The following is an 11059-nucleotide window of genomic DNA, read 5'->3' as shown; positions in this document are numbered from 1 at the left end:
AGCGGACCTCTTTCTTTAAAAAATTTTTATTTTAGTTATACACAGTATCAAAAGCTGTGTATAATGTTAAAAACAGCTTATGGATAACTATCCACAAACTATCCACACTTTGTGGATAACATGAGCAGTGCTATTAGTTTTCCACAAGAAATATAAACAAAATGATAGCAAATAAAGTGAGTAATATCAATAGCTAACTAAAGTTATCCACAAAGTAGCGATTGTGCACAAAGAGAGTTATCCAGATATGTGGATTTGAGGATGATTATATTTTTGACCTGTGAATAAAAAAGAGAGCGAAAATTTTATCCACAATAATGGAATGGCAGGCTGTGAATAAGTGGATAACTTTAATAGTCGTTGATCTTAAGTTAAACTTGCAGAGTTTTGTGTAATTTGCTATACTTCAGTAGTTACTGTCAATCACATACACGTGAAAAATAGATGAATAAGCAAATAGGAGGTGTCCTAAGTGGTAAAACGTACTTATCAACCAAATAAACGTAAACATAGTAAAGTTCACGGTTTCCGTGCACGTATGAGCACTAAAAACGGCCGTAGAGTTCTTGCTCGTCGCCGTCGTAAAGGCAGAAAAGTATTATCAGCTTAAGATCACTCTTGCAGTGGTCTTTTTTTTGTTTAAATACGCATAGCCATTTAGTATAATTGGATAAAACATGCGGCAGAATTGAGTGAAAACCTTGGAAAAAAGTTATCGTATAAAAAAGAATGAAGATTTTCAGAGCGTCTATAAAAAAGGAAAATCTGTCGCGAACCGGCAGTTTGTCATTTATCGATATGATAGGCAGGAAGCGGAGCACTTCAGACTAGGTATCTCTGTGTCAAAGAAACTCGGCAATGCGGTCGTTCGTAACCGGATTAAAAGAACGATAAGAGAAAGCTTCACTCGCCATAAAGAAGATATCATCGCTGCTGATTTTATCGTTGTAGCCAGAAAACCTGCCGCTGATATGTCAGTAGAAGAAGTCAATAAAAGCCTTGAACATGTCATGAAGATTGCCAAAGGATTTAATAAACGTATTAAATAGGAGGCGCTGGAATGCAGGAGACTTTTACAGGGACAACCGTAGAAGAAGCGGTACAGAATGGACTAAGCAGCTTAAATGTCAGTGAACAGCAGGTCAAGGTTGAAGTAGATGACCCGGGGAAAAAAGGATTATTCGGTATCGGCAGACGTGACGCTGTGGTCACTCTGATTATTATCGATCCAGAACTCAAGCGGTACACGCTGACAGAACTGAAAGATAATATCCAGAAAAATGCTGGTAACGAAGAAGAACCGGCAGTTGTTACAGATGAATTAGTAGAAGAAAAGGTAATTGAAGAACCTGTTCAGCAAGCTGAAGAGAGACAAAAAGCGAAAAAAGATCTGTCTGCATCTGTTGACGGGACACTTCAATATCTTATTCAGATTTTAAAGCATATGGGCATTGAGGCGACCGGTGTCGTTGCGACAAAAAGCAATGAGGTCAGCATCAATCTTGATTCAGTCGATGCAGCGCGTATCATCGGTAAAAGAGGTCATACTTTAAATGCCCTGCAGACAGTTGCAGAGACGCATCTTCAGCAGACTCATAAAGGCTATGTGACTGTGATGCTTGATATTGAGAACTACCGCGAGAAACGCAAAGGGACACTCGAGAATCTGGCGCTTAATATGGCTCAGAAGGCACTTACAAGCCAGGAACCTGTTCAATTTGAACCTATGCCTAATTATGAGAGAAAAATTATTCATCAAGTTCTGATGAAAATGAAAAATATCGAAACCTATTCAGAAGGTCGCGAACCTCACCGCTATTTAGTGATTAAATCAAAATAGAAAGGATTAACTCTAAAAACTTTTGTTTTTAGAGTTAATCTGTTTATTTAGAGCATATAGATTTGTTTTTTAGGTGTTTCATTTTACAATCAACGAATGAATCAATGGAGGAGATAAGATGGAACTTGAAACTATTTCAAGTATATCCACCCCAATGGGTGAGGGCGCGATTGCCATTGTCAGATTGTCCGGACATGATGCAATCGAAATTGCTGACCGGCTCTATAAAGGAAAGAAGTCATTAATGGAAGTAGAGAGTCATACAATCAACTACGGACATATTATCGATCCAGAAACCGCAGAAATCATAGAAGAAGTCATGGTGGCTGTCATGCGTGCGCCACGTACTTATACGCGTGAAAATATTGTCGAAATCAACTGTCACGGTGGTATCATGACAGTGAACCGTATTTTAGAGCTGACACTGTCACATGGTGCACGTCTTGCTGAACCGGGAGAATTTACAAAACGTGCTTTCCTGAATGGGCGTATCGATTTGTCACAGGCAGAAGGAATCATGGATTTCATTCGTTCGAAAACGGATCGTGCCAGCAAAGTGGCTATGAATCAGATAGAAGGACGCCTAAGTACGATGATTAAAGGGCTCAGACAGTCCATCCTTGAAATTCTGGCGCAGGTGGAAGTGAATATTGATTATCCTGAGTACGATGACGTCGAAGAAGCAACGACGCAGTTTCTGCTGGCCGAAGCACGTAAAATCGAGCAGGCGATCGACGAGCTGCTGACGACAGGTGCACAAGGTAAGATTCTGCGTGAAGGCTTGTCAACGGTCATCGTCGGCAAACCGAATGTCGGTAAAAGTTCAATGCTGAATACACTCATTCAGGATAATAAAGCGATTGTTACAGAAGTCGCAGGGACTACGCGTGATGTATTAGAGGAGTACGTCAATGTCAGAGGTGTACCGCTGCGCCTGGTGGATACAGCGGGTATCCGTGAAACTGAAGATATCGTTGAGAAAATAGGCGTTGAGCGCAGTCGCGAGGCGCTGAGTAAAGCAGACCTGATTCTTTACGTATTGAATTATAATGAAGCTTTAACAGAGAGCGACTATCAGCTTGCTGAAGTCATTAAAAATGAAGATGTGATTGTCATCATCAATAAAACCGATTTAGAACAGAAACTGGACATCGCTGAAGTGAAGAAAATGATGGGGGACGCGCCGATTGTCGAGACATCGATGCTTTCTCAGGCAGGTATTGACCAGCTCGAGGAACAGATTGCGAAACTGTTCTTTGAAGGAGCGGTGCAGCAGCAGGATATGACTTATGTATCCAACGCCCGTCACATCAGCCTATTAAAATCAGCGAAGACTTCTATTAATGAAGCGATGAATGCCGCTAGTATGGGTGTCCCGATTGATATGGTGCAGATTGACTTAATCAGAACATGGGAATTACTCGGCGAAGTGATCGGTGAAGAAGTATCAGACAGTCTGATTGATCAGTTATTCAGTCAGTTCTGTCTCGGTAAATAAGGAGGAAACAAACTTGGAAAAATATGACGTAATTGTCGTCGGTGCAGGACATGCCGGGGTTGAAGCGGGACTTGCGTCAGCACGAATGGGCGCCAAAACCCTCATGCTGACCATCAACCTTGATTCAGTCGCTTTCATGCCATGTAACCCGTCAGTAGGTGGCCCTGCAAAGGGGATTGTGGTACGTGAAATCGATGCACTGGGTGGACAGATGGCAAAAACTATCGATAAAACACATATACAGATGCGCATGCTGAACACAGGTAAAGGGCCGGCTGTCCGTGCACTTCGTGCGCAGGCGGATAAAGTCCTTTATCAGCAGGAAATGAAAGATGTGATTGAAAACACACCAAACCTTGATATTATGCAGGGAATGGTCGAGCATCTGATTATAGAAGACGGTAAAGTGACCGGCGTTGAAACAGTTATTGGGACGACTTATCATGCAGATGCGGTCGTTCTGACGACAGGTACATTCCTGCGTGGGGAAATTATTCTGGGTAAAATCAAATACTCATCAGGTCCGAATCACCAGATGCCGTCTATTAAACTCGCTGATCATCTCCGTGACCTTGGATTTGATATTGTCCGTTTTAAAACAGGTACACCGCCACGTGTCAACGGCAATACAATCGACTATGACAAAACAGAGATTCAGCCGGGTGACGACGTCGGTCGTGCATTCAGCTATGATACGACAGAATATATTTTAGATCAGCTGCCATGCTGGCTGACTTATACGAATGATAAAACACATCAGATTATCGATGACAATCTTCATCTGTCAGCGATGTATTCAGGCATGATTAAAGGGACGGGACCCCGCTACTGCCCGTCTATTGAAGATAAATTCGTTCGTTTCAACGATAAGCCGCGCCACCAGATTTTCCTGGAGCCGGAAGGACGTAACACGAAAGAAGTCTATGTCCAGGGGTTATCTACCAGCCTGCCAGAACATGTTCAAAGACAGATGCTGCAATCAATTCCTGGTCTTGAGCGCGCAGATATGATGCGTGCAGGCTATGCCATCGAATATGATGCGATTGTACCGACACAGCTCTGGCCGTCACTTGAGACGAAGAAGATTGACGGACTGTTCACAGCGGGACAGATTAACGGGACATCCGGCTACGAAGAAGCAGCAGGACAAGGACTGATGGCCGGTATCAACGCCGCTGCTAAAGTACTGGGGCGTGAACCACTTATTTTAGGTCGTGCGGATGCCTACATCGGTGTACTGATTGACGACCTAGTCACAAAAGGAACGAATGAACCTTATCGTCTGTTAACAAGCCGCGCAGAGTATCGTTTACTGTTACGTCACGATAATGCGGATCTGCGTCTGACTGAAATCGGTCATGACATCGGTCTGATCTCAGATGAACGCTATAGCCGCTTTGAAGAAAAGAAAGCAGCGATTGAAGAAGAAATCAATCGTCTTTCTAACGTACGTATTAAACCGAATGAGCATACGCAGAACTTGATCGCAGAACATGGTGGTGCTGCTTTAAAAGATGGTATTTTAGCGATTGATCTGTTGAAACGTCCAGAAATGGATTATGCAGCGATTCGTGAGATTCTTGCAGATGACATCGAAGTCTCTGAAGAAGTCGCAGAGCAGGTTGAGATTCAGACAAAATATGCAGGTTATATTGATAAATCTCTGCAGCAAGTTGAAAAAATGAAACGTATGGAAGACAAGAAGATTCCTGAGAACATCGATTACGATGCAATCCATAGTCTCGCGACAGAAGCGCGTCAGAAACTGAAGGAAGTAAAGCCGCTGAGTGTCGGTCAGGCTTCACGTATTTCCGGGGTTAACCCGGCTGATGTATCGATTCTGCTTGTCTATATTGAACAGGGAAAGATTGCGAAGGTGAATTAGATGAATGAAGAGCAGTTTATAGCAGCACTCCGGGCAAAAGGATTTGAATTAACAGAAAAACAACTGAAACAGTTTGCAATTTATTATGAAAATCTAGTAGAGTGGAATGAGAAAATTAATTTAACTGCTGTTACTGAAAAGGAAGAAGTCTACTTAAAGCATTTCTTTGACTCATTGACACCTAGCTTTTACTTTGATTTCAAGGAAATTGAGACACTATGTGATGTAGGTGCAGGCGCAGGTTTCCCAAGTATTCCGCTTAAAATCCTGTTTCCACACATCAAACTGACGATAGTAGATTCTCTTAACAAACGCATTAACTTCCTGAACCATCTCGCTGCGGAGCTGAATCTGGAACAGGTGCAGTTCACACATGACCGTGCAGAGACTTTCGGCCGCTCAGAAAAACGTGAATCATACGACGTCGTGACAGCCCGTGCGGTTGCCCGTCTGTCGGTGCTCAGCGAACTGTGTCTGCCGCTTGTCAGAAAAGGCGGACACTTCCTGGCACTAAAAGGTGCACAGGGCGAGATTGAAATAGAAGAAGGTCTGTTTGCCGTGAACATTCTAGGCGGCGAAATTGTTGCAAATCATCAGTTTACACTGCCGATGGAAGAGAGTACACGTTATATCGTGGATATTGAAAAACGCAGACAGACTGCTAAAAAATATCCGCGAAAAGCAGGCACGCCTGCGAAAGAACCGCTGATGAAATAAGATGTGATGAAAGTGAGTCGAATGAGATGAAGAAACCTTTTTCAAAGCTATTTGGATTACGTGATAAAGAAGATATGGCAGGGGAACGTGCAGAAGGCAATGTCATCAAGATTGCGATAGAACGTATCGTGCCGAACCGTTACCAGCCGAGACAGGTGTTTGACGAAGAAAAGATTCAGGAGCTGGCGGATTCCATTAAAGCATATGGTCTGCTTCAGCCGATCGTGGTTCGTCCAATTGAAGAAGAGATGTATGAAATTATTGCGGGCGAACGCCGCTTCAGAGCGCTTAAATTAAATGGTACCGCTGAAACTGAAGTCCTGGTGAAACCACTGAATGATAAAGAAACAGCGGCTATTGCCCTGATTGAGAATATTCAGCGTGAAAATCTTTCTGTCGTTGAAGAAGCGGAAGCTTATAAGAAACTGCTGGATTTAGATGGTATTACACAACAGGATCTTGCGACAAGTCTCGGTAAAAGCCAGTCCTTTATTGCCAATAAGCTGCGTTTATTAAGACTTTCTTCACCTATTCTTGAAGCGCTCAGTCAGTTACAGATTACAGAGCGACATGCGAGAAGCCTGCTTGCATTAAATGAAAACCAGCAGAAGGAAATGCTCGGCATCATTAAAAGTCAGGGTCTGAACGTCAAGCAGACAGAAGAACGCGTCAAACGAATGCTCGGCGGCGAAGACGTTAAACCGACACGTATTGCGTTTACACGTGATATGAAGCTTGCCTTCAATACAATCGGCGAGAGTGTTAAAGCCGTTGAGAAGAGCGGGATTAAAGTGAAGCGTAAAGACACTGAATATGCTAACTTCTACGAAATCTCGATCAAAGTCTTCAAAAACCAGAATAACCAGTAACCATCCTTTCCGGATGGTTTTTTAGTTTGTGCAGTTTAGTTCTAATATTGTTATAATCGTAATAATGAAGAAACAGCAAGGAGAGAAAAAAATGAAGATATTAGCTATCGCCAATCAGAAGGGCGGCGTCGGTAAAACGACGACTTCTGTCAACTTAAGTGCTGCGCTTGCTGAACGAGGGAAGAAAGTCCTGTTAGTTGATACAGATCCTCAAGGTAACGCGACAAGTGGTGTCGGTATAGATAAAAACAACGTGAAATTCTCAGTTTATGACATGCTGGTTGAAGATGTTTCAATCAATCGAGTTGTTCTGAAGACAGAGCAGGAGAACTTGTCCATCATCCCGGCAAATATCGCATTAGCGGGTGCTGAAATTGAACTGGTCTCTGCAATGAGCCGTGAAGTCCGTCTGAAATATGCATTTAAAGAACTGGAAGAGTCATTTGATTACATCATTATCGACTGTCCGCCGTCACTGGGTCTTCTGACTATCAACTCATTTACAGCAGCTACAGGTATCATTATTCCTGTACAATGTGAATATTACGCACTTGAAGGTTTAAGTCAGCTCCTGAATACAATCAAGCTGGTTCAACGCCACTTAAATCAGTCGCTTGAAATTGAAGGTGTGCTGCTCACGATGCTTGATGCGCGTACAAACCTGGGTAATGATGTGATGGCTGAAGTGCGCTCGCATTTCGGTGACAAAGTATATGACACCATTATTCCGCGTAATGTCCGTCTGTCAGAGGCACCTTCACACGGACAGCCGATCAATGTCTACGATGCACGCTCTACGGGTGCGAAGACTTATGCGGATTTAGCAGAGGAGGTCATCAATCATGGCTAGAGGACTGGGTAAAGGGCTCGGCCGCGGCCTTGATGCACTCTTTCAGGATAATAAAGGAGATGAAGTGGTTGAACAGCTGAAGCTGGATGATATTCGTCCAAATCCCTATCAGCCACGTCATGAATTTGATGAAATGGCACTCGCAGAACTAGCAGAATCGATTAAACTGCACGGCATCCTACAGCCGATTATCGTCAAAAAATCAGTCAAAGGTTATGACATTGTAGCGGGTGAGCGTCGTTACCGTGCAAGTAAACTGGCCGGCAAGACAGACATCCCCGCTATCGTCAAATCGATGACGGATAAACAGATGATGGAGTTCGCGATCATAGAAAACCTGCAGCGTGAAGACTTGAATGCTTTAGAAGAAGCAAAAAGCTATCAGCTCCTGATGGATCATTTATCATTAACGCAGGCAGAAGCAGCTGACAGGCTCGGGAAATCACGTCCTTATATCGCGAATATGCTTCGTCTGTTGAACCTGCCGGAAGAAATCAAGCAGCTGATCAATGATAAGAAATTGTCAGGCGCGCATGGTCGAACGCTCTTAGGTCTTAAAAATGAAGCGGATATGATGACTATTGCCAAGCAGGTCATAAAAGAATCATGGAGTGTCAGACAACTGGAGCAGTATGTTAAGTCGCTGACATCGTCTCCTGAGCAACCTAAAAAGGTACCGGCAAAACCAAAGTTTCTTGTGAAACATGAACAGTCGCTCAAACAGCATTTAGGTACGAATGTTGAAATCTCTAAATCACGTAAAAAAGGCAAGATTGCGATTGAGTTCACTTCAGAAGAGGAATTTAATCGTCTGATTAGCCTGCTGGAGCGTGTTTAAACACAATGGAGAAACATTTAATCAACCCGCTGCTTGACTCAGAGATGTGGAAAGATATCGGTGTTAATACGTTCTGGTCAATCATCATTATCCTGGTTGCTTTTGGTGTCATTAAAGTGCTGCACTTTGCTATTGCGCAGTTTTTCAAAGTCAGAAGATTGTCTAACCTATCGATGTCTGAAAAACGGGATACAACCCTTATCAAACTGCTGCAGAATATTACCACTTATGTCGTCTGGTTTGTTGTGTTGACGACAGTTCTCAGCAATATGGGTATCAAAGTGGAAAGTCTGATTGCTGGTGCCGGAATTGCCGGTATCGCGCTTGGTTTTGGTGCTCAGACACTCGTGAAAGATGTGATTACAGGATTCTTCATTATCTTCGAGAGTCAGTTTGATGTTGGAGACTACGTCAGAATTAATACAGGTGGCACGAAAGTCGCAGAAGGTACAGTGCAGTCTATCGGTCTTCGTTCAACTAGAATCCGGTCGTTCACAGGAGAACTGACTATCCTGCCGAATGGTACAATGAATGAGATTGTCAATTTCTCAGTCAATAATTCTGTCGCAGTCTTTGAAGTATCTATCTCCAGCGAGGAGAATATTCGAGCTGTAGAAGAGATGCTGACACCTTATCTTCTGACGCTGAAGGATAAATACGAGGATGTCGTGAAGACCCCTGAAATATTAGGTGTCGATATGGTGAAAGCAGGCGAGGCTGTGATTAAGATTGCAGCAGAAACATTACCGAACAATCACGTTAAAGTTTCAAGACTCCTGCGTGGCGACTTGAAGGACTTTCTGGATAGTCACGGTGTCAAAGCACCTGTTCCAAGAATGGTCATGTATAATCAACCTAAAGGGGGCCCGGAACATGAATAACTATCAGATGAATGATATTGTTGAGATGAAGAAACAGCATGCATGCGGAACGAATGCGTTTCAGATCATCCGTCTGGGCGCCGATATTCGTATTAAATGCGAGAACTGCGGACGAAGCATTATGATGCCACGTCCTGAATTCAATAAAAAAATCAAAAAAATCATTTCGTCAGCTGACGAATCATAAAGGAGAACAATTATGGCATTAACAGCTGGAATCGTCGGTTTACCAAACGTCGGTAAATCCACTTTATTCAACGCAATTACTAAAGCGGGGGCACTTGCTGCGAACTACCCATTTGCAACAATCGACCCGAACGTCGGTATCGTAGAAGTCCCTGACTATCGTTTAGACAAACTGACTGAACTGGTGACACCAAAGAAAACAGTACCGACAGCATTTGAGTTTACAGATATCGCCGGTATCGTTAAAGGTGCATCTAAAGGAGAAGGACTCGGTAACAAATTCCTTTCTCATATCCGTGAAGTAGACGCGATCTGTCAGGTTGTCCGTGCATTTGAAGATGAGAACATCACACACGTATCAGGTAAAGTAAATCCAATTGATGATATCGAAGTCATCAATATGGAACTGGTACTTGCAGATATGGAATCTGTAGAGAAACGCTATGCACGTGTACAAAAGATGGCGAAACAAAAAGATAAAGATGCGATGGCAGAAGAAGCGGTACTCGCAATTGTTAAAAAAGCACTTGAAAATGAGCAGCCTGTCCGCAGTGTAGAGTTTACACCGGAACAGCAGCGTCTTGTCAGAGGCATGCACCTTTTGACTGCTAAACCGATGCTATATGTCGCGAATGTGGCAGAAGATGATTTATTAGATGCGGATAGCAATGATTACGTCAAAGCGATTCGTGACTATGCGGATAAAGAAGGGTCTGAAGTCATTGTCATCAGCGCTCGTATTGAAGAAGAACTCGCAGCGCTTGACGATGAAGATAAACAGGAATATCTGACTGACCTCGGTATTGAAGAATCAGGTCTTGATAAATTGATCAAAGCATCTTATCACCTTCTTGGACTTGCGACTTATTTCACGGCAGGTGAGCAGGAAGTACGTGCCTGGACGTTTAAGCAAGGCATGACAGCACCCCAATGTGCAGGTATCATCCATACAGACTTTGAACGTGGTTTCATCCGTGCAGAGACAGTCAGCTTCGATGATTTAGTCGGCAATAACGGGATGAACGGCGCGAAAGAAGCAGGTAAAGTACGTCTGGAAGGTAAGGATTACTTGATGAAAGATGGAGACGTTGTACATTTCAGATTTAATGTTTAATTCAGGAGGCAGACATGAAACCTTTAAAGCGGATTATCTACGGCATTAAAGTCATCACAAAGTCAGGTCCTAAAGGACAGGAGATGTATAATGTCATCTATTACTATTTTGTACAGGCTGTCCGAAAAGATGAATACGTTGCACTGAATGAAGATATTTATAAAAAAGTCAGCTATCCTGAAGACGCGATTCGTTATCTGGACATCGTCAGCTGTGATGAAATCGATCCTGAGGACAGTGATTACTATCTCTACGAATATCTCTATTCCTCAGAAGATATCAAGCTCTTTCATGTCAAAGAAATGGTCGTCTATAAATTAGACGAAGTACTCTACTAATGTTGTAATCTGTATCTTACTATGCTATAATATTCAATTGTGA

Annotated in this window: 13 protein-coding genes; all 13 read left to right on the top strand. The window is 43.0% G+C overall.

Features of this window, described 5'->3' with window-relative positions; genetic code table 11:
* Positions 1–472: 472 nt before the first annotated feature.
* The 13 genes from rpmH to MGG13_RS11225 all read left to right on the top strand — a co-directional run bounded on the left by rpmH (position 473) and on the right by MGG13_RS11225 (position 11016).
* Positions 473–610, top strand: coding sequence for a 50S ribosomal protein L34 (rpmH, locus tag MGG13_RS11285; RefSeq protein WP_133417655.1), 138 nt, complete (start codon positions 473–475; stop codon positions 608–610).
* Positions 611–701: 91 nt separating this feature from the next.
* Positions 702–1049: a ribonuclease P protein component gene (gene rnpA, locus MGG13_RS11280; RefSeq protein ID WP_133452125.1), complete on the top strand. Its 348-nt coding sequence runs from the start codon at positions 702–704 to the stop codon at positions 1047–1049.
* Positions 1050–1060: 11 nt separating this feature from the next.
* Positions 1061–1840, top strand: a complete 780-nt coding sequence (gene jag, locus MGG13_RS11275; protein WP_239034917.1) for an RNA-binding cell elongation regulator Jag/EloR — start codon at positions 1061–1063, stop codon at positions 1838–1840.
* Positions 1841–1958: 118 nt separating this feature from the next.
* Positions 1959–3338, top strand: a complete 1380-nt coding sequence (mnmE, locus tag MGG13_RS11270) for a tRNA uridine-5-carboxymethylaminomethyl(34) synthesis GTPase MnmE (protein ID WP_239034916.1) — start codon at positions 1959–1961, stop codon at positions 3336–3338.
* A 13-nt stretch (positions 3339–3351) separates the two neighbouring features.
* Positions 3352–5223 (top strand): tRNA uridine-5-carboxymethylaminomethyl(34) synthesis enzyme MnmG, encoded by a 1872-nt coding sequence (mnmG, locus tag MGG13_RS11265; RefSeq protein WP_239034915.1) that lies wholly within the window; start codon positions 3352–3354, stop codon positions 5221–5223.
* Entirely contained in the window at positions 5224–5940 is a 717-nt protein-coding gene (gene rsmG, locus MGG13_RS11260) for a 16S rRNA (guanine(527)-N(7))-methyltransferase RsmG (protein WP_239034914.1), read from the top strand.
* Between the two features lie 26 nt (positions 5941–5966).
* A complete protein-coding gene (gene noc / locus MGG13_RS11255) occupies positions 5967–6809 on the top strand; it encodes a nucleoid occlusion protein (protein WP_239034913.1) in 843 nt (280 codons plus the stop codon).
* 91 nt (positions 6810–6900) lie between these two features.
* Complete coding sequence (locus tag MGG13_RS11250) at positions 6901–7659, top strand: ParA family protein (RefSeq protein WP_133432502.1); 759 nt, start codon at positions 6901–6903, stop codon at positions 7657–7659.
* Positions 7652–8497, top strand: coding sequence for a ParB/RepB/Spo0J family partition protein (locus MGG13_RS11245; protein WP_275416108.1), 846 nt, complete (start codon positions 7652–7654; stop codon positions 8495–8497). The genes MGG13_RS11250 and MGG13_RS11245 overlap by 8 nt, the downstream gene beginning before the upstream one ends.
* A 5-nt stretch (positions 8498–8502) precedes the next feature.
* Positions 8503–9378 (top strand): mechanosensitive ion channel family protein, encoded by an 876-nt coding sequence (locus tag MGG13_RS11240; protein ID WP_133432500.1) that lies wholly within the window; start codon positions 8503–8505, stop codon positions 9376–9378.
* Complete coding sequence (locus tag MGG13_RS11235; protein WP_133432499.1) at positions 9371–9565, top strand: DUF951 domain-containing protein; 195 nt, start codon at positions 9371–9373, stop codon at positions 9563–9565. Before MGG13_RS11240 ends, MGG13_RS11235 begins: the two co-directional genes overlap by 8 nt.
* 12 nt (positions 9566–9577) lie before the next feature.
* Positions 9578–10678: a redox-regulated ATPase YchF gene (gene ychF / locus MGG13_RS11230; RefSeq protein WP_239034912.1), complete on the top strand. Its 1101-nt coding sequence runs from the start codon at positions 9578–9580 to the stop codon at positions 10676–10678.
* Between the two features lie 14 nt (positions 10679–10692).
* The gene (locus MGG13_RS11225; RefSeq protein WP_133432497.1) at positions 10693–11016 is read left to right on the top strand and encodes a hypothetical protein; all 324 of its coding nucleotides are present in this window, start codon (positions 10693–10695) and stop codon (positions 11014–11016) included.
* Positions 11017–11059 lie beyond the last annotated feature (43 nt).

Origin of the sequence: Macrococcus brunensis, from assembly GCF_022343725.1 — a bacterium.
Classification (GTDB): Bacteria; Bacillota; Bacilli; order Staphylococcales; family Staphylococcaceae; genus Macrococcus; species Macrococcus brunensis.
The sequence above is the reverse complement of the archived record's forward strand: the minus strand, read 5'-3'. Positions and strand labels throughout refer to the sequence as shown.

What these genes read in the sequence shown, in the direction of transcription:
- jag (WP_239034917.1), top strand. Translation starts at nt 1,061, where the DNA reads ATGCAGGAGACTTTTACAGGGACAACCGTAGAAGAAGCGGTACAGAAT.
- mnmE (WP_239034916.1), top strand. Translation starts at nt 1,959, where the DNA reads ATGGAACTTGAAACTATTTCAAGTATATCCACCCCAATGGGTGAGGGC.
- rsmG (WP_239034914.1), top strand. Translation starts at nt 5,224, where the DNA reads ATGAATGAAGAGCAGTTTATAGCAGCACTCCGGGCAAAAGGATTTGAA.
- noc (WP_239034913.1), top strand. Translation starts at nt 5,967, where the DNA reads ATGAAGAAACCTTTTTCAAAGCTATTTGGATTACGTGATAAAGAAGAT.
- MGG13_RS11250 (WP_133432502.1), top strand. Translation starts at nt 6,901, where the DNA reads ATGAAGATATTAGCTATCGCCAATCAGAAGGGCGGCGTCGGTAAAACG.
- MGG13_RS11245 (WP_275416108.1), top strand. Translation starts at nt 7,652, where the DNA reads ATGGCTAGAGGACTGGGTAAAGGGCTCGGCCGCGGCCTTGATGCACTC.
- MGG13_RS11240 (WP_133432500.1), top strand. Translation starts at nt 8,503, where the DNA reads ATGGAGAAACATTTAATCAACCCGCTGCTTGACTCAGAGATGTGGAAA.
- MGG13_RS11235 (WP_133432499.1), top strand. Translation starts at nt 9,371, where the DNA reads ATGAATAACTATCAGATGAATGATATTGTTGAGATGAAGAAACAGCAT.
- ychF (WP_239034912.1), top strand. Translation starts at nt 9,578, where the DNA reads ATGGCATTAACAGCTGGAATCGTCGGTTTACCAAACGTCGGTAAATCC.
- MGG13_RS11225 (WP_133432497.1), top strand. Translation starts at nt 10,693, where the DNA reads ATGAAACCTTTAAAGCGGATTATCTACGGCATTAAAGTCATCACAAAG.